The organism is Dermabacter jinjuensis, from assembly GCF_902381725.1.
Taxonomy (GTDB): Bacteria; Actinomycetota; Actinomycetes; order Actinomycetales; family Dermabacteraceae; genus Dermabacter; species Dermabacter hominis.
Map to the genome: position 1 here is coordinate 1,229,805 of NZ_LR698963.1, position 22,624 is coordinate 1,252,428.

Annotated in this window: 18 protein-coding genes and 1 tRNA gene; 15 read left to right on the forward strand and 4 right to left on the reverse strand. The window is 62.0% G+C overall.

Going from position 1 to position 22,624, the window contains the following annotated elements:
- The first annotated feature begins 1 nt into the window (after nt 1).
- Nucleotides 2-1,564 (forward strand): threonine/serine exporter family protein, encoded by a 1,563-nt coding sequence (locus FXY94_RS05315; RefSeq protein WP_051120633.1) that lies wholly within the window; start codon nt 2-4, stop codon nt 1,562-1,564.
- A 9-nt stretch (nt 1,565-1,573) separates the two neighbouring features.
- A complete protein-coding gene (galK, locus tag FXY94_RS05320; RefSeq protein WP_016663995.1) occupies nt 1,574-2,773 on the forward strand; it encodes a galactokinase in 1,200 nt (399 codons plus the stop codon).
- A 7-nt stretch (nt 2,774-2,780) separates the two neighbouring features.
- On the opposite strand, the gene FXY94_RS05325 is transcribed toward galK, so the two are convergent.
- Together FXY94_RS05325 and FXY94_RS05330 are read right to left on the reverse strand one after the other, a co-directional pair.
- The gene (locus tag FXY94_RS05325) at nt 2,781-3,827 is read right to left on the reverse strand and encodes an adenosine deaminase (protein ID WP_016663996.1); all 1,047 of its coding nucleotides are present in this window, start codon (nt 3,825-3,827) and stop codon (nt 2,781-2,783) included.
- 2 nt (nt 3,828-3,829) lie between these two features.
- Complete coding sequence (locus FXY94_RS05330; protein ID WP_016663997.1) at nt 3,830-5,053, reverse strand: pyridoxal phosphate-dependent aminotransferase; 1,224 nt, start codon at nt 5,051-5,053, stop codon at nt 3,830-3,832.
- Between the two features lie 206 nt (nt 5,054-5,259).
- Between FXY94_RS05330 and FXY94_RS05335 the strand changes: the two genes are divergently transcribed.
- The 5 genes from FXY94_RS05335 to rplA all read left to right on the forward strand — a co-directional run bounded on the left by FXY94_RS05335 (nt 5,260) and on the right by rplA (nt 7,698).
- A tRNA-Trp gene (locus FXY94_RS05335) sits at nt 5,260-5,332 on the forward strand.
- Nucleotides 5,333-5,403: 71 nt separating this feature from the next.
- Nucleotides 5,404-5,667: a preprotein translocase subunit SecE gene (secE, locus tag FXY94_RS05340; RefSeq protein WP_016663998.1), complete on the forward strand. Its 264-nt coding sequence runs from the start codon at nt 5,404-5,406 to the stop codon at nt 5,665-5,667.
- 28 nt (nt 5,668-5,695) lie between these two features.
- On the forward strand, nt 5,696-6,460 hold the full coding sequence (gene nusG, locus FXY94_RS05345; RefSeq protein WP_016663999.1) for a transcription termination/antitermination protein NusG: 765 nt from the start codon (nt 5,696-5,698) through the stop codon (nt 6,458-6,460).
- An 81-nt stretch (nt 6,461-6,541) separates the two neighbouring features.
- Nucleotides 6,542-6,973: a 50S ribosomal protein L11 gene (gene rplK / locus FXY94_RS05350; protein ID WP_016664000.1), complete on the forward strand. Its 432-nt coding sequence runs from the start codon at nt 6,542-6,544 to the stop codon at nt 6,971-6,973.
- Between the two features lie 5 nt (nt 6,974-6,978).
- Nucleotides 6,979-7,698 carry a 50S ribosomal protein L1 gene (gene rplA / locus FXY94_RS05355; protein WP_016664001.1) on the forward strand — a complete coding sequence of 240 codons (720 nt, stop codon included), beginning with the start codon at nt 6,979-6,981 and terminating at the stop codon, nt 7,696-7,698.
- Nucleotides 7,699-7,783: 85 nt separating this feature from the next.
- On the opposite strand, the gene FXY94_RS05360 is transcribed toward rplA, so the two are convergent.
- Nucleotides 7,784-9,367: a peptide MFS transporter gene (locus FXY94_RS05360; RefSeq protein ID WP_016664002.1), complete on the reverse strand. Its 1,584-nt coding sequence runs from the start codon at nt 9,365-9,367 to the stop codon at nt 7,784-7,786.
- Between the two features lie 364 nt (nt 9,368-9,731).
- On the opposite strand from FXY94_RS05360, the gene FXY94_RS05365 reads away from it, so the two are divergent.
- Entirely contained in the window at nt 9,732-10,913 is a 1,182-nt protein-coding gene (locus FXY94_RS05365) for a Gfo/Idh/MocA family protein (protein WP_040386476.1), read from the forward strand.
- A 94-nt stretch (nt 10,914-11,007) separates the two neighbouring features.
- Here the strand turns inward: FXY94_RS05365 and adhE are convergent, their stop codons facing one another.
- A complete protein-coding gene (gene adhE, locus FXY94_RS05370) occupies nt 11,008-13,623 on the reverse strand; it encodes a bifunctional acetaldehyde-CoA/alcohol dehydrogenase (protein ID WP_016664004.1) in 2,616 nt (871 codons plus the stop codon).
- A 681-nt stretch (nt 13,624-14,304) separates the two neighbouring features.
- Here adhE and rplJ point away from each other — a divergent pair.
- The 7 genes from rplJ to rpoB all read left to right on the forward strand — a co-directional run bounded on the left by rplJ (nt 14,305) and on the right by rpoB (nt 22,562).
- The gene (rplJ, locus tag FXY94_RS05375; protein WP_016664005.1) at nt 14,305-14,820 is read left to right on the forward strand and encodes a 50S ribosomal protein L10; all 516 of its coding nucleotides are present in this window, start codon (nt 14,305-14,307) and stop codon (nt 14,818-14,820) included.
- Nucleotides 14,821-14,937: 117 nt separating this feature from the next.
- Nucleotides 14,938-15,324 carry a 50S ribosomal protein L7/L12 gene (gene rplL, locus FXY94_RS05380; protein ID WP_016664006.1) on the forward strand — a complete coding sequence of 129 codons (387 nt, stop codon included), beginning with the start codon at nt 14,938-14,940 and terminating at the stop codon, nt 15,322-15,324.
- Nucleotides 15,325-15,467: 143 nt separating this feature from the next.
- The gene (locus FXY94_RS05385; RefSeq protein WP_016664007.1) at nt 15,468-16,322 is read left to right on the forward strand and encodes a hypothetical protein; all 855 of its coding nucleotides are present in this window, start codon (nt 15,468-15,470) and stop codon (nt 16,320-16,322) included.
- Nucleotides 16,323-16,337: 15 nt separating this feature from the next.
- Nucleotides 16,338-17,114, forward strand: coding sequence for a hypothetical protein (locus FXY94_RS05390; protein WP_016664008.1), 777 nt, complete (start codon nt 16,338-16,340; stop codon nt 17,112-17,114).
- A gap of 16 nt (nt 17,115-17,130) precedes the next feature.
- Nucleotides 17,131-17,934 (forward strand): hypothetical protein, encoded by an 804-nt coding sequence (locus FXY94_RS05395; RefSeq protein ID WP_016664009.1) that lies wholly within the window; start codon nt 17,131-17,133, stop codon nt 17,932-17,934.
- A gap of 65 nt (nt 17,935-17,999) precedes the next feature.
- Nucleotides 18,000-18,770 (forward strand): hypothetical protein, encoded by a 771-nt coding sequence (locus tag FXY94_RS05400; protein ID WP_141740593.1) that lies wholly within the window; start codon nt 18,000-18,002, stop codon nt 18,768-18,770.
- A 306-nt stretch (nt 18,771-19,076) separates the two neighbouring features.
- A complete protein-coding gene (gene rpoB / locus FXY94_RS05405; RefSeq protein ID WP_016664011.1) occupies nt 19,077-22,562 on the forward strand; it encodes a DNA-directed RNA polymerase subunit beta in 3,486 nt (1,161 codons plus the stop codon).
- Nucleotides 22,563-22,624: the final 62 nt, after the last annotated feature.

Sequence of the window (22,624 nt, forward strand, 5' to 3'; positions counted from 1 at the left end):
TGTGAGCACTTCCCTGACCCGTCTGCACCAGGTATTCGAACTCGCCATGCGCATTGGCGAGGTCATGATTTCCAACGGTGCCGCGGCGGCCGACGTGACCGCGACAATGCTACGCGTGACGGCCTCCTCCGGCATTCGAAATGTGTCGGTGCAGACGACTCTTACGGAAGTGTCGGTCTCCTACTACCCGGACACGCAGTCGGCACCGTTCACGCGCATCAGCACCGCGGGCGGCTACACGTACGATTTTACGAAGCTCGACCGCGTCGACGAGATCACCACAAAATACGTGAAGGGCGAGATGGATCTTCACGAGGCGCTCCTCGCGGTTGATCGCGTGCGCTCAATGAAGCGGTATTACGGCCCGATCGTGACCACTCTCGCGTGGGTGCTCATGGGCGGCGCGTGCGCGATGTTCTTCGGCGCGGGGATTCTCGTGACAGCTTTTGCGGCTTTCGCGGCGGGCGTGTTGTGGCAGGTCTACATTCTGTTCGACAAGCTGCGACTTCCCGTGTTCTATGCGCAAATCGCTGGGGGATTCATCGTGGTGCTCATTTCCCTCGTCGTGAACTGGCTGGACCCGACGGCGAATTCGTCACTCGTCGTTGTCGCGTGTCTCGTCATGGTGCTTGCGGGCTCGACGTCGGTCGGGGCGATGCAGGATGCGATCACGGGATGGTACGTGACTGCCGCGGGGCGAGTGCTTGAGACGTTCATGCTGACCGTGGGCGCTGTCATCGGTATTCGTGGCGGCATGCTCATCGCCGAGTGGGTCGGCGCGGACATCTCGATCACGTCGACGATTCCGGCCACCCTGATTTCGACGCTCCTCGTGGCGATCGCGGGAGCGTTCATCGGGCTCGGTTTCGCCGTAGGTTTTCAGGTCCCGCCGCGCCTTTTGCACTGGGTGACGCTCCTGCCGGGTTTCACGGCTACGGCATCGTTCCTCATCGAGGTCGCGGGTCTCGAGCGGGCGTGGGCTACCGGCATTACCGCGTTCTTCACGGGCGTGTTCGCGGTCGCCATTTCGCAATATGCAAAGGCATACGTGAACATCCTCATCGCCCCCGCGATCATCACGATGGTGCCGGGCTCGGTTATTTATCGAGGCCTTCTGGGACTGAGCGACGGGAGCAATACGGGTGCCGGCTATCTCTTGCTTGCGTGTGAGATCGCCATTGCGATCTCGGCGGGCGTGATCCTCGGTGAGCTCGTGGCGAGCCGTGCGGTGACACTCCTGGCGAGCGGGCGCGTGCGCGTGCCTGCAATTTCACAGCCGTTTAGCACCAATCGGCGCCGCCGCATGGTGACCTTCAGGCGTCGTCGAAAGCCCGGCGCTCTCACCACCGCGATTCCAGTCGTTCACCTCGATCCCGGTGAACTTGACCCCACGATCGATCTTGAGGCCGGCCCGGAGTGGCGCGAGGATTTCGACAACCTTCAGCCGGAAGCGCGCGAATCAGGATTCGAGATTGTCGAAATGGACCCCGAAGACGTCGGGATGCCGGCCATCCGCTCCGACGAGAGCGCAGATGAGGACGCGAATGGCGTCGAGCACCTCTAGACTTGAGGCATGACTGAACTACATGCTGCTCCCCGTGACGTTGAGGCAATCGACAAGGCTGCTCGCGAGTTTCGCGAGGCCTTTGGCGGCGATCCGGAAGGCGTGTTTTCTGCGCCCGGCCGGGTGAACATCATCGGCGAGCACGTCGATTATCAGCAGGGGCTGTGCGTCCCAATGGCGATCTCGCATCGCTGCTTCGTCGCGGCACGCCGCACTGACGCGGGCGTCGTGCGGATGCGGTCCGTGCAGTCCGGCGAGACGGTTGAGGTGCCCGTTGCGACTCTCGCCCCGGGGGCCGTCGAAGGTTGGGCTTCCTACGTCGCGGGGGTCGTGTGGGCGCTCGCGGAACACTTCGAAGACGAAACACCGTGCGGTTTCGATCTCTTGATCGATGGCTACGTTCCCCTCGGCGCCGGCCTCAGTTCGAGCGCAGCTCTCGAATGCGCGGTCGCGGCCGCGATCGATGAGCTGTGCGAACTCGGAACTACTCCCCACGACCGTATTCGCGCGGCGATCAAGGCGGAAACGCAGTTCGCTGGTGCGGCAACCGGCGGGCTCGATCAGTCGGCCTCAATCCTGTGCGAGGAGGGACACGCCATCGTTCTCGATTGCCGGGACTTTTCGACGACGTCTGTCCCGTGGGATCTCGCGGGACAGGGCCTCGAGCTGCTCATTATCGACACGCGGGCTCCTCACAGCCTCGTGGGTGGCGAGTACGCGCAGCGCAGGGCGCAAGCGGAGGCGGGGGCCCGAGCGCTCGGCGTGGACAGTCTTCGTGACGTGCCGTTCGAGGAGGCTTTAGACGCGTGCGAGGGCCTCACCGATCCCGTCGTGCAAAAGCGCAGTCGCCACATCATTCACGAGATCGAGCGCGTGCGCGAATTTGCCGCGGCGCTCGAGGCGGGCTCTATCCGCGACAACCTCGACACGATTGCCCGGCTGCTCAACGCCTCGCACGATTCGCTTCGAGATGATTATGAGGTCACCGTTCCCGAGCTCGACGTCGCCGTCGATGCGGCGCGCGCAGCGGGGGCGCACGGCGCGCGTATGACCGGCGGCGGCTTTGGCGGTAGCGTGATCGCTCTCGTCGATGCGGACAGGGTGGAGGCCGTCGCGGGCGCGGTGGCACACGCATTCGCCGAGCATTCGTTCGCCGCCCCGGCGTTCTTCCTCGCAACGCCGAGTCGCGGCGCCGGCCGAGACCGCTAAGACGCGCTCAAGCCGCGCCTTCGTACCACTCGCGCACGCGTTCAAGCTGCGCTACCTTGTGCGCGTCGCTCATGCGCGAGGCGCGGATCGATCCGGCGGCGAGATCGGCGATTTCTCGATCGCTCATGCCCATTGCGCGCACGGCTTCGTATTGGGCGAGAAGGCGCGAACCGAACAGGAGCGGGTCGTCCGCGCCGAGGGCGATCGTGGCACCGGAGCGTGCGAGCTGCGGTACGGGCACATCGCCGATATCGCCATACACGCCGAGTGAAACATTTGAGGCCGGGCACACTTCAAGGGCAATGTCGCGCTCCACGAGTGTGTCGAGGAGCCGAGGATCCTCGATCGCGCGCACGCCGTGGCCGAGGCGCGTGGGCCTCAATGCCTCGACGACCTCGTGGATATGCGGCGGGCCGAGGAGTTCGCCGCCGTGGGGCATCGCGGCGAGGCCTCCGTTGTGGGCAATTCTGAACGCGCCCGCGAACGCACTCGTATCCCCGCGCCGCTCGTCGTTGGACAGCCCGAATCCGATCACGGTGCCCGCATGCTTGACGGCAAGGCGGGCGAGGATGCGGGCATCGAGCGGGTGGCGCATGCGGCTCGCCGCGACGATGATCCCCATGGAGATTCCGAGGTCGCGCTCGATCGCGCGGGCTTCGTCCACGATGATCTCGATTGCGGGGGTAATGCCGCCCACGAACGGTGCGTAACTCGTGGGATCAATTTGCAGCTCGAGCCGTACGGAGCCCTCGGCGAGATCATCCTCGGCGGCCTCGCGAAGGAGGCGGCGCATAATCGTCTCGCTGTTGACGACGGTGCGTGCGGCGTCGTAGAAACGCTGGAAACGGAACCAGCCACGCGCGCTCGGCTCGACCTTGAGCGCGGTCTGTTCCGTGAGCGTGCGCGGCAACCGCAACTTCTGTGCGGCCGCGAGCTCCTGCAACGTGTCGCGGCGCATCGAGCCCGTGAAGTGCAGGTGCAGGTGAGCCTTGGGCAGCGCGCGCAGGTCTCGCTTGCCTTCGCGATTGGGGTGTGGATTTCCGACGGTTGCCATGGCTAGCCGAGCACCTTCTGAAGTCGAGCAACGCCCTTCGCCAGGTCGGCGTCGGAAAGTGCATAGCTGAGGCGGAGGTGACCCGGCGCATCGAAAGCCTCCCCGGGCACGAGTGCGACCTTCGCGCGCTCGAGGATGAGTGCGGCGAGTTCGGCCGACGTGGTGACGCACGTACCGTCGATCTCGCGCCCCAGAAGGCCCGTGACATCTGGGAAGGCGTAGAACGCCCCGCGAGGAGTCGGCAGCGTGAGACCTTCGATCTCGCTGAGCATGTCGACCATTGTGCGGCGTCGCCGATCGAACGCCTCACGCATTGTGTCGAGCGGTTCGGTGGGGCCCGTCAGCGCGGCGATGGCGGCGCGCTGGGCAACGTTGTTGACGTTCGAGGTCAGGTGGCTTTGGAGCCGCGCAACGCCCTGGGCGATGTCCGGCGGAGCGATCAACCAGCCAACGCGCCAGCCGGTCATGGCGAATGTCTTGGCGACGCCGTTGACGAGGATCGTGCGATCCTCGAGCTCGGGCACCACGTCAAGGATCGAATGGAACGTCGCGCCGTCATAGACAAGGTTCTGGTAAATCTCATCGGAGAGCACCCACAGATCGTTCTCGAGTGCCCAACGCCCGAACTCTTCCACCTGAGCGCGGCTCATGACCGCCCCCGTAGGGTTCGACGGTGAACACAGCAGCACGACCTTCGAACGCGGCGTGCGGGCGGCCTCGAGCTGCTCGATCGAGGGGATATAGCCCTGGTCAGCGCCCGTGCGTACGGCGACGGGAACTCCGCCCGCAAGCCGAACTGCCTCCGGATACGTTGTCCAATAGGGCGCTGGCAGGATGGCTTCATCGCCCGGATCGAGGAGCGCTGCGAGTGCTTCGTATACAGCCTGCTTCCCGCCGTTGGTGACGATGATGCGTGAGGCATCGACGCGAACGCGGTCGCTCTCATAGGTCTGGTGCGCGATCGCCTCCTTGAGCTCTGGAAGGCCGGTCGCGGGGGAGTAGCGGTGATTCTTTGGATCGCGAGCGGCGGCGATCGCAGCCTCGACGATGTGCTCGGGCGTGGGGAAATCTGGCTCGCCAGCGCCGAAGCCTATGACGTCTTCTCCTTGTGCGGCGAGAGCCTTCGCCTTCGCGTCAACGGCGAGAGTGGCCGACTCAGCGATCGATATGAGGCGCGCAGAAAGGCGCCGTTCGTGCGGTGTGGAGGTGGAGTCATCGAAGCTCATGGATTCGATCTTGTCAGAAAAAGCAGAGCGTCGCGTGAAACCCGTGCGTCATGCGCCCGCAAAGGACGCTAGCGCCTGATTCAAGCCGAGTGCGTCACACAATCGCGATAAGGGCCCTCATGACTAGACCGCGGCGTTCAATTGCCCTATGATCGTATCTGGCCCTTTTTGAGGGCTTCGCTCCTCGGGCAGTGCTCGTGAAGCACAGGGCAGTGGCGCAATTGGTAGCGCAACGGTCTCCAAAACCGTAGGTTGCAGGTTCGAGTCCTGTCTGCCCTGCTTTTTCTTTAAGCGGTAATCCCCAGCGCCCGATCGACACGTTGCCGACGTCGAGATGGAGAAGGAAAACGATGAGCGTTCACCCCGAGACCGACCCCACTCGTGGCGACTTCGAGCAAGAGTCGACCATCGGCACGAAGAACCCCTTCAAGGCGTGCTGGGTCTTCCTCCAGCAGGTTTTCACGGAACTGCGCAAGGTTGTCACGCCGACCGGTCGCGAAATGGTCACCTACACGATTGCGGTTGTCGCGTTCGTCGTGTTCATGATCCTTCTCGTGTTCGGCATGGACTTCGTGTTCGGCTCGCTCACGCGCGCACTGTTCACGGCGCACTGAGATTTTCGAGAGTAAGGAAACGATACTCGTGGCAGAAGATATGCACGACGACCTCGCAAACGAGGCCCTCGACACCACCCCGGAAGTGGCCGACGCCCCCGAGAGCGGCGAAGCTCCCGAAAACGCAGCGCCAGCGGAGGAAATCGAGGGCGTAGAGGCCCCCGTCGTTCTCGACGAAAACTCGGAGAGCGCGGTTGAGGATCCGGTTGTGGCCCTCAAGCGTCACCTGCGTTCCGCACCCGGCGAGTGGTACGTCATCCACTCCTACTCGGGTCACGAAAACCGTGTGAAGACCCAGCTGCTCACGCGCACCGAAACCCAGGACATGGAGGATTACATCTTCCAGGTCGAGGTGCCCATGGAGGATGCGACCGAGGTCAAGAACGGTCAAAAGAAGATCGTGCGCCGCGTGCGCATTCCCGGTTACGTGTACGTGCGCATGGATCTCACCGAAGCTTCGTGGCGCGTGGTGCGTGACACCCCGGGCGTGACCGGGTTTGTGGGAAACAGCACCGATCCTGTACCTCTCTCGTTCGATGAGATTTACTCTCTGTTGGCGCCGTCGGTCAACCTCCCCGAGAAGAAGAAGTCCTCTTCTTCCAAGGCCAAGGAAAAGGCCATCCCGGCGTTCGAGGTGGGCGAGTCCGTCACCGTCATGGACGGCCCCTTCGAAACGATGCCCGCCACGATCGCGGACATCGACAACACCAACCAGAAACTTCGGGTTCTCGTGTCGATCTTCGGCCGCGAGACCCCGCTCGAGTTGGGCTTCGAGCAGGTCGCCAAGATCTGAAAACGCCCGCCCGCACTCGCGGGACCGTAGTGGGAGGGTGCCGAACGGCATCCGCCCGAACCACGACAAGAAGGAAGAGCAATGGCTCCCAAGAAAAAGGTCGCGAGCATTATCAAGCTCCAGATCCAGGCTGGACAGGCGACGCCTGCCCCGCCGATCGGCCCGGCACTCGGTGCCGCCGGTGTGAACATCGTTGAGTTCACCAAGGCCTACAACGCCGCCACCGAAAGCCAGCGCGGCAACATCGTCCCGGTTGAGATCACCGTGTACGAGGATCGCTCGTTCACGTTCATCACCAAGACTCCGCCCGCTGCACGCCTCCTCCTCAAGGCCGCCGGCCTTGACAAGGGCTCACCCGTGCCCCACACCCAGAAGGTGGGCAAGGTGACCATGGAGCAGGTCAAGGAGATCGCGCAGACCAAGATGCCCGATCTCAACGCAAACGATATTGACGCCGCCGCGAAGATCGTGGCTGGAACCGCGCGTTCCATGGGCATCACGGTGGAGGGCTGATCCAAATGGCAAAGAAATCAAAGGCATTCCAGGACGCCGCCGCACTTATTGAGGAAGGCCGCCACTACGCGCCCCTCGATGCCGTGCGCATCGTCAAGAAGTCCGGCTCCAAGAAGACCGACTCGACCGTTGAGGTCGCCATGCGCCTGAGCGTTGACCCCCGCAAGGCGGACCAGATGGTGCGCGGCACCGTCAACCTCCCGCACGGCACCGGTAAGACCGCCCGCGTCATCGTGTTCGCGACCGGCCCCCAGGCCGAAGCAGCACGCGCCGCAGGCGCCGACGAGGTCGGCGACGACGACCTCATCGAGAAGGTTGCAGGCGGCTGGACCGACTTCGACACCGCCGTGGCAACCCCGAACCTCATGGGTAAGGTGGGCCGCCTTGGCCGCGTGCTCGGTCCCCGTGGCCTCATGCCGAATCCCAAGACCGGCACCGTCACGATGGACACCGCGAAGGCTGTCAGCGACATCAAGGGCGGCAAGATCGACTTCCGCGTTGACCGTGCTGCCAACCTTCACTTCATCATCGGCAAGGCCTCGTTCACCGAGAAGCAGCTCGTGGAGAACTACGTTGCAGCTCTCGAGGAGATCCTGCGCCTCAAGCCGGCGAGCTCGAAGGGCCGCTACATCTCGAAGGTCACGATGTCCACGACCTTCGGTCCCGGTGTTCCGATCGACGTGAACCGTACGCGCAACCTCACCGAGGAGACCGACGAGGCCTGAGTCTCGAAGCTCTCGGAGAGCACAGCATAAAAGAGCGGGCCCCGCGCAATGCGCGGGGCCCGCTCTCGTATATGAGGGTGTGAGACTACTTCGCGACCTTCACGCCAACCTCGCGCGCTCCACTGAGCTCGCGCTGATCGACGTCGTCCATCTTCGCCTGCACCCAGGGGGCAATCATGAACATAATGATCGCCACGACGATGGTCACGGCACCGAGGCCGTAGTAGTAGACGGCGTCACCGAGGTTTGCTCTCTTGACCTGGTCGATAATCACCGACGTGAGACCCATGCCGACGCTCGGGGCAAGGTACCAAAGGGTCATGGTTTGCGAGGCAAACTGCTTCGGTGCGAGCTTGGTCGTCACCGAGAGGCCCACGGGATTCATGAACAGCTCGGCAACCGTCTGCACCACGAACACGAGGCCCAGGTACCAGAACGGGGCGAGCATGCCCGCGCCCGGCCACGTTCCGAAGCCGTAGCCCATGAGCACGGCCGACAGCGCGATGATGATAAGAGAAAGCGCGAACTTTGCGGCTGTGTTCGGGAACTTGCCCTTGCGGCGTGTGAAGATCCACGCGATCACCGGCGAGAGCAAGAGCACCGCGGCGGGGTTGATCGACTGGTAGACCTCGGGGGAGAGGTTCAGTGCGCCGATCGTGCGGTCCGTGTTGTTCTCGGCGAAGAAGGCCATCTTGCCGGCAGCCTGCTCGAAGATCACGACGAACAGAATCTGGCCAACCCAGAGGGGCAGGAATGCGCCGAGGTGCGTGCGCTCCTGTGCGGTGACCTTCGGGCTCTTAAACATCGTGAGGAAGTAGTAGGCGCTCATGATCAGAGCGAAGGTGAACAGCGAGTAGGCGATCGCCGAGTGAAGCTCGCCGAGGAGGGCATTGAAACCGAGCACCAGGAGCGTCGCGACGACGACGATGCCGAGGCCGCCGAGGGCGAGACGCGCGCCTTCACCCTTCTGGAGCGGGTTCGGGATGCGGTAGGCGAACTCGCCGAGCTTGTGGCGGCCGTAGAAGAACGACACGAGTGCAAGCGCCATGCCGACGGCAGCGGCGAGGAAGCCAACGTGGTAGCCGAAGTGGCCACGCAGGAAGCCCACGATCAGCGGGGCAACGAGCGAGCCGACGTTCACCGACATGTAGAAGTACTGGAAGCCAGCATCGCGCCTCGGGTCGTCCTCATCGTAGAGGCCGCCCACGATTGTCGCGAGGTTCGGTTTGATGAGGCCCGTACCAATAGCGATGCAGATCAGGCCCGACCATGAGGTGATCGCGGCCGGGAACGCGAGCAGCACGTGGCCGAGCATGATGACCGATCCACCGATGAGGCCAGAAATCCACGGGCCGAGGATACGGTCAGCGATGATGCCGCCCGGAATGGTCATGAGGAGAACGGCAGCGCCGTAGGCGGAGACGATGACCTGGCCCGCGGTATCCGAAAGGCCGAGGCCCTGGTTGGCGGCGACGTCGGTGAGGAAGTACAGCAGGATCGCGCGCATGCCGAACCAGCTGAAGCGCTCCCACATCTCGACCTGGAGCATCCAGGGCAGGCCGCCCGGGTGGCCAATGAAGGACTTATCGTTCTTGGAGGGCCCCGTGCGTAGTTTTGAGGGCCGGTACTTGTATACCGCTGAATCTTGTGCGGTCGGATTGGTCGTCATCGATAAATCCTTGCTGTGTCGTTCCTATCAATCGCGTATCGCGGGGGCCAACCGGCGCACGGTGTGTGGCCGGGCTGCGCGGGATATGCGCCACATCCATGACATCAGACGAACGGGACGCCCGCAGGCTCAGGAGACGGGTGCAGGAGACGTAGTTTTATGCGTAATCCGGTTGCCCGGATCGGTAAGAGATGTAGGGACCTAGGGCACGACAGTTATCGAAGGGACGCTCATTTGTCACGCCGCGGTTGCTGAGCTCGCGCCGTCTGATTGGATACTGTTAGCGGCCAAGGCCACGTGATCGGTGCGTCGCGTGGTCGCCCAGTGAAGGCTGTGCTTGCACCGCTGTTGAAAGGGGATCTCGTTGACTCAGAACGCCGATCTACGAGTAGGAGTGGTGGGTTTTGGCGCTCGTGGCGCTCTGGCGCGTTACGCGCATAAACCGGGAGAGGGAGCCCGCGTCACGGTCGTCGCGGATCCCACCGAGCGAGGCAAAAAGAAAGCGCGCGAGATCATTGGCGAGGATGTCCACACGGTGAACACCGTCGATGATCTGCTGGGCAGCCACGACGTTGATGCGGTCATGATCCTCGCTCCCGACGACCTACACGCCTCGATCGCGCTCACAACGCTCGGGGCGGGTATACCGACGTTTTCCGAAAAGCCCATGGCGATCTCTGTCGAGGACACCGATGCGATGTTAAACCTTGCCTACGAGAAGCGCACGCGGCTTTACGTGGGCCACAACATTCGCCATATGCCGGTGATCCGCCAGATGAAGGACATGATTGATGCCGGGTTAATCGGTCGCGTGCGTGCCATTTGGTGCCGGCATTTCGTGGGGGCCGGCGGCGACTTCTACTTCAAGGATTGGCACGCCGAGCGTGCGCGCGCGTTCTCGCTCTTGCTGCAGAAGGGCGCTCACGACATCGACGTCATTCACTGGCTCGCCGGTGGCTACACCCGCCGGGTTTCCGGTATCGGCGGCCTCGAGGTTTACGGCGACATCGAGGACCGACGTGATAACTCCGATCGCACTATGTGGGACTGGTTCGATGCGGACGTCTATCCGCCGTCGAAGCAGAGGGAACTCAATCCTGTCATCGACGTCGAGGACATCTCGATGCTCCATATGACGCTGGACAACGGCGTCTATGCCTCGTACCAGCAGTGCCATTTCACCCCGGATTATTGGCGCAACTATACGGTCATCGGCGACGAAGGGCGGATCGAAAACATGGGCGACAATGCCGGGGATCAGATCTACCTGTGGAACTCGCGCTACTCGGGTGCCGCTCGCCCGGATCAGGTGGAGGTGATCGCGAGGGCCGACGGTGGCCACGGCGGTGCTGATCCACGGCTCATCAATGAATTCCTCGAATTCGCGAGGAACGGTGGCCGTACGGATGTGTCGGTGATTGCCGCGCGCGAGGCGGTCGCCACGGGCGTGTACGGTGCTCTTTCGATCCGCGAGGGCGGGCAGATGTTCGAGATTCCTCCCGTGCCCGCGAACATTCGCGAGTATTTCGACTCGGGGCAGGTCTAGCCGAACGGACGCACAAACGGTGCCGAGGCAGTGAGAAGGGGTGGCCCCGCCAAGCGGAGCCACCCCTCATACCGTTGCGGCGGAAATCCCGCGCTTACTTCGCGTTCTTCTCGCTGTAGTCGAGTTCGCCCTCAAATGCGTCGCGGATGAGCGCCTTGAGTTCACTCACGAGAGGCTGCTTCGGGTTTGCCGGCGTGCATTGGTCCTCGTAGGCGCGATCGGCGAGAGTGTCGATCGTCTTTTCGAGGTGCTCGAGCGTCGCGCCGTTCGCCTTGAGCGACATCTCGATGCCGATGTCCTCGGCGAGCTCGGTGACGGCCTTGACGAGCGAGGCGACGCCTTCCTCCGTGGTCTTCGCCGGGAGGTTGAGTGCGCGGGCAATCTCGGCGAAGTCCTCATCGGCACGGAACGACTCGTACTTCGGGAAGAGCGCGTGCTTCACGGGCTTCTTCGCGTTGTAGTTGATGACGTGCGGGAGGAAGATCGCGTTCGTGCGGCCATGCGCGAGGTTGAACTCGGCGCCGACCTTGTGCGAAAGCGAGTGCACGATACCGAGGAAGGCGTTCGCGAAAGCGATGCCCGCCATGGTGGAGGCATTGTGCATGTTCTCCTTGGCCTCGCGGTCGCCCTCGAGGACAGACTTGCGGAGGTTCGCGAAGATCATCTGGATCGCGCGAAGCGAGAGGCCCTTTGTGTAGTCCGAGGCCATGGTCGAGACATAGGATTCGATCGCGTGGGTGAGCGCGTCCATGCCCGAGTCAGCCGCCGTGCGGGCGGGGACGGTGTCCACGAACTGCGCATCGGCGATGGCGACGTCGGGAAGAATCGCGTAATCGGCGATCGGGTACTTCACGTGGTTCTCGGAGTCGGTGATGACCGCGAACGGGGTGCACTCCGAGCCGGTGCCCGAGGTCGTCGGGATCGCCACGAAGCTTGCCTTTTCACCGAGCTTCGGGAAGGTGTAGGTGCGCTTGCGGATATCGAGGAACTTCTGCTTCATGCCGAAGTAAGAAGCGTTGCCGTCCTCGTAGAACATCCACATACCCTTCGCGGCGTCCATTGCGGAGCCGCCGCCGAGGGCGATGATCGTGTCGGGCTTGAACTGGTTCATCTGCTCGACGCCGCGGAAAACGGTGTCGGAGCTTGGGTTGGGCTCGACGTCCGAGAAGATCTGGTACTGGATTGGGTTGCGGCGTTCGCGAAGCTGCTCGAGAACGATGTCGACGTAACCGAACTGGACCATGCCCGGGTCGGTCACGATGAAGGCTCGGTTGATACCTTCCATGTCGCGCAGGTACTGGGTGGAGTAGCGCTCGAAGTAGGTCTTCGGAACCTTGAACCACTGCATGTTGTTACGACGCTCCGCAATTCGCTTGATGTTGATCAGATCGATGGCCGACACGTTGCGCGACACCGAGTTGTGGCCGTAGGAGCCGCAGCCGAGGGTGAGCGAAGGGATGAGGCCGTTGTAGATGTCACCGATGCCGCCCTGAGAGCTCGGGGAGTTGACGACGATGCGGCATGCGCGCATCGCGATGCCGTATTCGCGCTCCTGCTTCTCGTCGCTCGTGTGGATGACGGCGGTGTGGCCGAGACCGCCGTGTTCGAGAAGCTGATCGGCGAGATCGAAGCCCTCGGCGGCGTCCTTGACGACCTTGTAGCCGAGTACCGGCATGAGCTTTTCCTGGCTGAACGGGTGGTCTTTGCCCACGCCGTCGATCGGCACGAGGAGAACCTTCGTGTAGTCGGGAACGTTGAGCCCTGCGCCTTCGGCGATCTTGAGGGCGCTCGAGCCGACGAGTGCGGGGTTGACTCCACCCTTGTCGGTGATCATGAACTTCTCGAGCTTCGTGCGTTCGGTCTTGTTCAGGAAGTAGCCGCCGTACTTTTCGAATTCGGCAACGAATTCTTTGTTGATGTCGGTGTGAACGAGGACGCTCTGTTCGGATGCGCAGATCATGCCTGAGTCGAAGGTCTTCGACAGTAAAAGATCGTTGACGGTGCGGGAAATCTTTGCGGTCTTGTCCACGTATACGGGAACGTTACCGGGGCCCACGCCGAGGGCGGGCTTGCCGGTGGAGTAGGCGGCCTTGACCATGCCCGAGCCGCCGGTGGCGAGAACGAGGGCGACCTTGTCGTGGTTCATGAGCAGGCCGGTCGCTTCGAGCGACGGCGTTTCGATCCACTGCACGCAGTTCTCGGGCGCGCCGGCCTCGATGGCGGCTTCGTACACGACGCGTGCGGCGTGGGCGGAGCTTTCCTGGGCGCTCGGGTGGAACGCGAAGATGATCGGGTTGCGGGTCTTCAGGGCGATGAGCGACTTGAAGATCGTGGTCGAGGTCGGGTTGGTGGTGGGCGTGACGCCAGCAATGACGCCCACGGGTTCGGCAACTTCAATCACGCCGCGAGTCTTGTCCTCGTGGAGGATGCCGACGGTCTTGTCGTGCTTAATCGAGTTCCAAATGTATTCGGAAGCGAAGATGTTCTTGATGATCTTGTCTTCGTACACACCGCGACCGGTCTCTTCGACGGCGTGCTTGGCGATCGCCATGTGTTGGTCCAGGGCAGCGAGGGCCGCCTGGTGCACGATGTGATCGACCTGCTCTTGTGTGAAGTCGCGGAACTCTTTGAGCGCGGTCGCGCCCTTGTCTGCGAGAGCGTCGATCATCGCCTGCGTGTCCGTATCGGGCGTAGCTTTGGCGTCTGCCATGAGCGTGTCCATCCTTTTCTGCGGGTGGAGTGAATAGATAAGTACGTCGTTGTGACTCCAACCTACGTGGCTGCCGTGGTGCACTCAACAACGTTTGATAGCTGTCTAGATTAAGCAAAAGTGCAGGTCAGAGAGTTTGTTTGCGGAAGGTTGGGGGTGTGGTGTGCGGATCTGGAAATAGTGGGCCCGGACCAGCTTTGGTCTCGGCCACAAGCGCCAGTCTAGCGCTCTAGGGGTATAAGGTCCCCGAATGACCTGCATGTTCATTGAGACCATGAATAGTGGGTGAAGTTGGACCTCGAGAGAGGGTGACGAGGCCGGAATGGAAGCGCGGTAACGTGCCGGTTAGGGTCCGACGGCAGCCGAAGGGATATTGGTCCCCATTTTTGAACTGTGGCCCGATTCACGTCGGCATGAAGTGCGGCTTGCTTGTGGGAGGGATCACCGCTCGTGGGGTTTCGCTGCCGCGGGTGTGGGGGTAAAGTTGATCTCACCGAAGACCGCCGGTCGTCGCCCTGCCATCAGGGGGACCGAAAGCTTTCACTGTGGTGAAACGGCCTGCGCAGGTGCTCAAGAAGCGATACGCAATATACGTGCGTGCTCAAGCCTTGACCCTGCGGTCAGGGCTTTTTTCATGACTGAAGCTTTCAGGCCGGCCTCGAGACCTCTGGAAGGAGGGCCATGGCGAGGCCTGACAAGGCAGCTGCCGTTGCCGAGCTCACGGAACTGTTCCGCGAGTCGAGCGCGGCAATTCTGACCGAGTACCGCGGGCTGAGCGTTGACCAGCTCAAGACGCTGCGTCGTTCGCTCGGTGCCGACACTACCTACGCCGTGGTAAAGAACACGCTTGCTGCTATCGCGGCGCGGGAAGCTGGGATCGACGCCTTTGAGGGCGATCTCAACGGCCCTACTGCGATCGCGTTCATTAAGGGCGAGCCGGTCGAACCGGCTAAGGCTCTGCGTGACTTTGCCAAGGACAACCCCATGCTGGTCGTCAAGTCCGGTTACTTTGAGGGCAAAGCCCTCACGGCTGACGACGTTGAGAAGCTTGCCGATCTCGAATCGCGCGAGGTTCTTCTTGCCAAGACTGCCGGTGCTCTCAAGGCATCGATGTCGAAGGCTGTTTTCGTTCTCGCTGCGCCGCTCACCAAGACCGCGCGCACCGTGGACGCCCTGCGTGCCAAGAACGAGGGCTGAGGCTTCGAGTCTCATCCCGAGGCGTGATGCACGCGCTCGGCACAACCTTTTACACATACACTCGGCGCACACGCGCCTGGCACCCGTGGGTGCCACTTGACAGGAAGGACTAGCCCAATGGCTAAGCTCACCAACGAAGAGCTCATCGAAGCTTTCAAGGAAATGACCCTCATCGAGCTCTCCGAGTTCGTGAAGCAGTTCGAAGAGGTCTTCGACGTGACCGCTGCTGCCCCCGTTGCCGTTGCCGCTGCTGGCGGCGCTGCCGGTGGCGAAGCTGCCGCTGCTGAGGAGAAGGACGAATTCGACGTCATCCTCGAGTCGGTCGGTTCGGCCAAGATTGCCGTCATCAAGGAGGTGCGCGCTCTCACGGGTCTCGGCCTCAAGGAGGCGAAGGACCTCGTTGATGGCGCTCCGAAGCCGGTTCTCGAGGCTGCCTCGAAGGAAGACGCTGAGAAGGCCAAGGAGCAGCTCGAGGGCGCTGGCGCAACCGTCACCCTCAAGTGATTCCTGCGCTTTAGGCGCATTTCATAGCGAAAGGGTCGCCCCTGGGGGCGGCCCTTTTTGCTACGAGCCCGAAGGTGTGAGGAGGCTCTCAAGGGTGGCTGGTAAGGTATGCCCGGACCTTGCCCCCTGCCCTAAGGACCCCCATGTCACGTACACGTCCCACGTTGACCCGCGCCGCGCGAGGCGTCGCCGCGCTGCTGCTTGCAACTTCCCTCGCAGCCTGCGGGGCGCTCGGGAGCAGCGTCGCTAAAAAGGAGGAAACCTCTCCCGCAGCCACCACTTCGAGCTCGAGTGGAGGATCTGCCGAGCCGAGCGAGGGGGCGAGTAGCGATCCAAGCGATACGTCGAGCGCCACGCCGGGGGGCACCTCCTCTGCATCTCCCACCGACGATGAAAGCGCCCCCGCAGCTCAAGGGGAGGAGCAGCCTGCCGGCAGCGTGGACAATCCCGCGACGTGGCTTGCGAACACTCCTTACGTTCCGCTCAAGGGCATCGAAGGTGTGACGGTCGATGTGCTGCAAGGCGGCCCATCCGGCGACGGAACATTCACCCTGAGCTTTACGTTCGAACATCCGAATGCATCGCAGAGCTGTGTGGACGCTGTGGCTAAATTGAACGAGTTTGAAGTTCCCATCCAGGGCATGGCTATTGCGAAGTACGAAGGTGACTTCGAGGCGTTGGATGAGACGGAAGGGGCAGCGACCGTGCAGTCAGCTGCGGTTGTGACCAAAGAGGACTTGAATCTCGGCGATGCCTATAACGACGTCATCAGTGAGTGTGCGAACACCCCCGGGGAGCCGAAGTCGGTCGTGGAAAAGCTTCCCGGGCACGACGGTATTCACGCCCGATTGGGGTCTGCGGACCTGCTAATTGTGTGTAAATCGCACGGCAATCGGCACGTCTGGATGATCCTTGCGAATGTCGAGCCTGAGCAAGCAAAAACATACATCGATGCCCAAATCGATCTTTTTGATCGCACTGTGACGAATGCCGCCTGACCGGTGAGGCTTTTCATGATCAACTCAACTGCGCTCATGTCTGTTCGCCGCCCACGTGTGTGGTTTTCGGGCCTCGCCGCTCTCGCCCTAGCCACATCGCTGACTGGGTGCGGAGCGCTTACCGATGCTGGACAGAACGACCAAGCGGGCTCCTCGTCGAACTCGCATAATGCAGGCGACAACGGGCAAACGAAGGGGAGCGGCGGGCGCGGCGTTCCCGACCGGAAAAAGCAGCCCGCGGGCAATCCCGATGATGTGAAGTCATGGCTTCTTACCGAGGAGCATTTGCCGGTGGACGGCATGAAGCCCAGGGAGGTAGAAGTCGACAAGGAGGAGGGCGACTTCGAGCTGAGCTTCTCACTCGAGCACCCGAATATTTCAGCAGAATGCACAGACGCAGTCACCACGCTCGACAATACATCGTTTACGTCCGAGGCTGTTGCGACCAGTGTGCTTCGAGGGCAGCCCGCTCCGGGCTCCGTCAATGCGGAGTCGATGATTAAGATTGTCGCGCTGACGACCCCCGACGACATGAACGTCATGGACTTCTACAACGATGTTGTGCAAAAGTGCGGAAATATCCAGGGCGCGCCCCCGGTCACCGTTGAAAAACCTTTTGGTGGTGAAGGGGTGCACGTCAAGCTTCCCGACGAAGAGTTCTTCCTCGCTGGAAAGTCCAGCGGCAAGCGCCATATCTTTGTCGTCATGTCCGATGTCGGTGATGACGAGGCCAAGGCCGTGATCGATGCCCAGATCGACCTTTTTGAACGCTCCGTAGGTAACGCAACGTAATGGCGAGGTGCTCCCCATGACTCAGACGATCTTTCCCACTGCTCTCTTGCGCCCGCGCGCGTGGGTTTCAGCCCTCGCCGCACTTGCCCTTGTCGGCGCTCTGGGCGGGTGTGGCGCGCTCAGTGCGAGGGAACAGGAAAAGTCCGACGCCTCCTCCACTTCCGCTGACTCTTCGGCGGGCGCAGAAAACTCCGGATCCTCAAGCAAGGGCGGAACGGGCAAAACCTCAGCCGGTGGAGTTGGTGAGCAAGAGGCGGGCGACGTGAACGACCCGGCGACGTGGATTCTGAAGCCCGAGAATACCCTCATCGATGGCGTCGAGGATTACGACCTCAAGACCTCGATTGAGGACTCAAGCGATCGAGACTTCACACTGCAATTTACACTCGGCGCCGAAGCCGCACAGATTCCCGAGTGCGCCGAGGTTTCGCAGAAGATCGAGAGCTTTCACGGCACTATCGCTCAAGGTGCGATTGCGACGTATAAAGGTGATATCGCACCTGTGACACCCGGCGAGGACGTGAGCATCAATGCTGCGACGGTCATCCTTGACGAGGAAACTGACGTGATGACGCTCTATAGCCAGGCGGCGAAGGCATGTGGCGATATCGGCGGGAAATTCGACGTGAGCGTCGAGCAGGTCGACGACCTTGACGTTGTTCACATCATGGCTGATGGAAAGCACTTCTATATTGGTGGGCGCTCCGCCGGCAAGGCGCAACTTTTCCTTTATGTTCAGGGCGTCGAAGAATCCCAAGCGGTCGCCTTCATCAAAGCTCAAGTAGACCTTTTCGATCGATCAGTGGACTCTGCCGGGTAGACATTTGTAGCGCCGAGGCCGGGTGTGCGCTTGGAAAGGACGTAGGTGTCGTGAAGTGCTTTGTCGTGAACGAACCTGGTCTTCTCACGGTTCGGAGGTTTTCCGTAGCGCTTGCCGTACTCGCCCTGACGCTGTCTGCATCAGGCTGTGGAGCACTGAAGAGCGTGGGCGCGGGTGGACAACCCGCACCCACGAGCGCTGTGCCGAGCGAGCAGCCGTCGGACCAAGATTCCCCCGAAGAGCCGGTGGGCGAGCCCGCAAAGTGGCTTCTCACGCCAGAGGACTCGGGCGAGTTGCTGATCCTTAGCGAGGTCGACATCACAACGGAGCGACCAGCCAATAAGCAGATATCTTTCCCTATTGAAATCCCCGACCCAAGCTACCTTGAGGCGGACTACAGAAAAGAATGCAAAGCGGCAGTGGAAGCGATGCAGACACCGCAATCCGGCGTGCACACAGTCGTGACGGCTGAATACACGGAAGACCCCGACTGGCAGGGGAGTGTGGGTGAACCCCCGAAGGCTCGGGTCATCGCGTTCCAGACCGACGAGGACGTCAATATCATGGAGGTCTTTCGTCTCCCGTGGGGAACGTGCCCCGACGAGCGAGGGGAGAAGCCGAGCTTCTACGAATACATCACCCCGGGCGGCGAAGATATGGACACGTTTGTGTACATGCACTTTTCCGACGGTGAAGGCATGTATTCGACCTCCTACTTCGGCGTAGTGTCCCGAGGAAAGAACCACATTTTCATCCAGGTGGACAACATCGACGCTCCGACCAGTGCCCCGTTCATCAAAGCGCAGATCGAAAAATTCAAGCGTGAAGCGGCGTGAGGAACCCCGCACGTGCATCCAGGCGCGACCTTCCCACCGAGGCGACGTGCGCGGCTGTCGAGTCGATACGACCGGCCCACGCGGGACGGCTCGACTGCTGACGTGACCACAGTCTCGCCAGTTTTTTCGTGCGAGGTCTTGAGGGCGGAGCCACTCTCGCATACTCTTGAAACTTAGCGCCCGTGTTTCGTGCGCCCTTTTTCAACTCATTCGACTCATATAGCGGGGTTGGTCGTGAATGAGGGGCCGAAGCACATCGAGTCTATCGAAGCGTGTACGAGTCCTCATCCCGTGGAAGGATAACCCTTGGCTGCCTCGAGCACCGATTCTCACACCACTGCACTGCGCACCGCCTCGCCCCGCGTCACCTTCGCGAAGCTTGGCGATCCCATCGAAGTTCCCGATCTTCTTTCGCTCCAGACGAGCTCGTTTGACTGGCTGCTCGGTAACGAGCGCTGGCAGGAGCGCGCGGCCGAAGCAGAAGCGGCCGGACGCGAAGACGTCCCGCAGACCTCTGGCCTCGCCGACATTTTCGAAGAGATCTCGCCCATTGAGGATCTCGCCGGAAATATGTCGCTCTCCTTCAGGAACCACTCCTTCGAAGAGCCGAACTACTCGGTCGAGGAGTGCAAGGAAAAGGACCTCACCTACGCCGCCCCGCTGTACGTGACGGCGGAGTTCATGAACAACGAGACCGGTGAGATCAAGACCCAGACCGTGTTCATGGGCGATTTCCCGCTCATGACCGACAAGGGCACGTTCATCATCAACGGCACCGAGCGCGTCGTTGTTTCGCAGCTCGTGCGCTCGCCCGGCGTGTACTTCGAAGAGAGCATCGACAAGACGAGCGACAAGCACGTCTTTAGCGCGAAGGTCATCCCCTCGCGCGGTGCATGGCTCGAATTCGAGGTCGACAAGCGCGACCAGGTTGGTGTGCGCATCGACCGTAAGCGCAAGCAGTCCGTGACGACCCTCCTCCAGGCGCTCGGCATGTCCAAGAGCGACATCCTCGAGGAGTTCGGCGAGTTCGAATCGATGCGCGCCACGCTCGAAAAGGACAAGGTTGAGTCTCAGGACGAGGCCCTCATGGACATCTACCGCAAGCAGCGCCCGGGCGAACCGCCCAGTCGCGATGCTGGCGAGACGATGCTCAACAACCTCTACTTCAATGACAAGCGCTACGACCTCGCGAAAGTCGGCCGCTACAAGATCAACAAGAAGCTTGGTCTCGAAGGCCCGCTCAGTGAGAGCGTGCTCAACCTCGAGGATGTCATCGCGACGATCAAGTACATCGTTGCTCTCCACGCTGGCATGGACAGCATGGAGAACAGCTTCGGCACCGAGATCCGCGTGGAAACGGACGACATCGACCACTTCGGCAACCGTCGTATTCGCGCCGTAGGCGAGCTCATCCAGAACCAGGTTCGCACGGGCCTGTCCCGCATGGAGCGCGTCGTTCGCGAGCGCATGACGACCCAGGACGTCGAAGCGATCACGCCGCTCACGCTCATCAACATCCGTCCCGTGACCGCGGCGATCAAAGAGTTCTTCGGAACCTCGCAGCTCTCGCAGTTCATGGACCAGAACAACCCGCTTTCGGGCCTCACCCACAAGCGCCGCCTCTCGGCGCTCGGCCCGGGCGGCCTGTCGCGCGACCGTGCCGGCATGGAAGTTCGAGACGTGCACCCCTCGCACTACGGCCGCATGTGCCCGATCGAGACGCCGGAAGGCCCGAACATCGGTCTTATCGGTTCGCTCGCAACCTTCGCGCGCATCAATCCGTTCGGTTTCGTCGAGACCCCGTACCGCAAGGTTGTTGACGGTGTCGTGACCGACGAAATCGTCTACCTGACGGCTGACGACGAGGATCGCCACATCATCGCTCAGGCAAACGCCAAGATCGATGAGAACGGAAAGTTCCTCGAAGACCAGGTGCTCTCGCGTATGCCCGGTGGCGAGCCCGAGCTGATCGACCCGAGCGACGTCACCTACATGGACGTTTCGGCTCGACAGATGGTGTCGGTCGCAACCGCGATGATTCCGTTCCTCGAGCACGACGACGCGAACCGTGCTCTCATGGGCTCGAACATGCAGCGCCAGGCCGTCCCGCTCCTGCGCACCGAGATGCCTCTCGTGGGTACGGGTATGGAGCGTCGTGCAGCTGTTGACGCCGGCGATGTGATTGTTGCGGAGAAGGCCGGTGTGATCACCGAGCTTTCCGCCGACCTCATCACCGTTGCGGCGGATGACGGCACGAACCAGACCTACCGCATTGACAAGTTCCAGCGTTCGAACGCCGGTAACTGCTACAACCACCGCGTTCTCTTCGACGAAGGTGACCGCGTTGAGGCCGGCTCGGTCCTCGCCGATGGCCCCTCGACCGAAGACGGCGAGCTTTCGCTCGGCAAGAACCTCCTCGTGGCGTTCATGTCGTGGCACGGCCACAACTACGAGGACGGCATCATCCTGTCCTCGCGCCTCGTCCAGGACGACGTGCTCACGTCGATCCACATCGAGGAGCACGAAGTCGATGCCCGTGATACCAAGCTCGGTAAGGAAGAGATCACGCGCGACATCCCGAACGTTGGCGAAGACGTTCTCGCCGACCTCGACGAGCGCGGCATCATCCGTATCGGCGCCGAGGTTGTCCCCGGTGACATCCTCGTCGGCAAGGTCACCCCGAAGGGTGAAACTGAGCTGACACCCGAGGAGCGCCTCCTGCGCGCGATCTTCGGTGAGAAGGCCCGCGAGGTGCGCGACACGTCGCTTCGCGTTCCCCACGGTGAATCCGGCACCGTGATCGGCGTGCGCGTGTTCGATTCGGAAGAAGATTCGGACATCCTCCCGACCGGCGTCAACGAGATGGTGCGCGTGTACATCGCGCAGAAGCGCAAGATCACCGACGGTGACAAGCTCGCTGGCCGCCACGGCAACAAGGGCGTCATCGCGAAGATCCTGCCCGTCGAGGACATGCCGTTCCTCGAAGACGGCACCCCGGTGGACATCATCCTCAACCCGATGGGTGTGCCCGGTCGTATGAACATCGGCCAGGTGATGGAAACTCATCTCGGGTGGGTTGCGAAGTCCGGTTGGGACATCGACGAATCCAACCCCGCCGCTAAGGATCTCCCGAAGGACGCCCTGCACGGTGAGCCCGGCACCCCGGTTGCCGTGCCCGTGTTCGACGGCCTGAGCGACACTGAGCTCGGCGCTCTCGTCGAGAACTACAGGCCGAACCGCGACGGCGAGCGCATGATCCGCCCGAACGGTAAGGCACGCCTGCTCGACGGCCGCACCGGCGAGCCGTTCCCGCACGAGATTTCGGTCGGCTACATGTACATCCTCAAGCTGCACCACCTCGTCGACGACAAGCTGCACGCTCGCTCGACCGGCCCGTACTCGATGATCACCCAGCAGCCGCTCGGTGGTAAGGCCCAGTTCGGCGGTCAGCGCTTCGGCGAGATGGAGGTGTGGGCACTCGAGGCCTACGGCGCCGCCTACGCCCTTCAGGAGCTCCTCACGATCAAGTCGGACGACATCACGGGCCGCGTGAAGGTCTACGAGGCGATCGTCAAGGGCGACAACATTCCCGAGCCGGGCATTCCCGAGTCGTTCCGCGTGCTCCTCAAGGAAATGCAGTCCCTGTGCCTGAACGTCGAAGTCCTCGGCGCCGACGGCCAGAACCTCGAGGTGCGCGACCGCGACGAAGACATCTTCCGCAGCGCGGAGGAACTCGGGATCAACCTGTCGAGCCGCCCGAACGAGGGCGCGATCAATATCGAAGAGGTCTGATCGATCGTCGGGGGAGGGTCCGACGATTGCCCAGCGACCGTCGGACCTTCATCCCCCGAAGA

What these genes read in the sequence shown, in the direction of transcription:
- galK (WP_016663995.1), top strand. Translation starts at nt 1,574, where the DNA reads ATGACTGAACTACATGCTGCTCCCCGTGACGTTGAGGCAATCGACAAG.
- FXY94_RS05325 (WP_016663996.1), bottom strand. Translation starts at nt 3,827, where the DNA reads ATGGCAACCGTCGGAAATCCACACCCCAATCGCGAAGGCAAGCGAGAC.
- FXY94_RS05330 (WP_016663997.1), bottom strand. Translation starts at nt 5,053, where the DNA reads ATGAGCTTCGATGACTCCACCTCCACACCGCACGAACGGCGCCTTTCT.
- secE (WP_016663998.1), top strand. Translation starts at nt 5,404, where the DNA reads ATGAGCGTTCACCCCGAGACCGACCCCACTCGTGGCGACTTCGAGCAA.
- rplK (WP_016664000.1), top strand. Translation starts at nt 6,542, where the DNA reads ATGGCTCCCAAGAAAAAGGTCGCGAGCATTATCAAGCTCCAGATCCAG.
- rplA (WP_016664001.1), top strand. Translation starts at nt 6,979, where the DNA reads ATGGCAAAGAAATCAAAGGCATTCCAGGACGCCGCCGCACTTATTGAG.
- FXY94_RS05360 (WP_016664002.1), bottom strand. Translation starts at nt 9,367, where the DNA reads ATGACGACCAATCCGACCGCACAAGATTCAGCGGTATACAAGTACCGG.
- adhE (WP_016664004.1), bottom strand. Translation starts at nt 13,623, where the DNA reads ATGGCAGACGCCAAAGCTACGCCCGATACGGACACGCAGGCGATGATC.
- rplJ (WP_016664005.1), top strand. Translation starts at nt 14,305, where the DNA reads ATGGCGAGGCCTGACAAGGCAGCTGCCGTTGCCGAGCTCACGGAACTG.
- rplL (WP_016664006.1), top strand. Translation starts at nt 14,938, where the DNA reads ATGGCTAAGCTCACCAACGAAGAGCTCATCGAAGCTTTCAAGGAAATG.
- FXY94_RS05385 (WP_016664007.1), top strand. Translation starts at nt 15,468, where the DNA reads ATGTCACGTACACGTCCCACGTTGACCCGCGCCGCGCGAGGCGTCGCC.
- FXY94_RS05390 (WP_016664008.1), top strand. Translation starts at nt 16,338, where the DNA reads ATGATCAACTCAACTGCGCTCATGTCTGTTCGCCGCCCACGTGTGTGG.
- FXY94_RS05395 (WP_016664009.1), top strand. Translation starts at nt 17,131, where the DNA reads ATGACTCAGACGATCTTTCCCACTGCTCTCTTGCGCCCGCGCGCGTGG.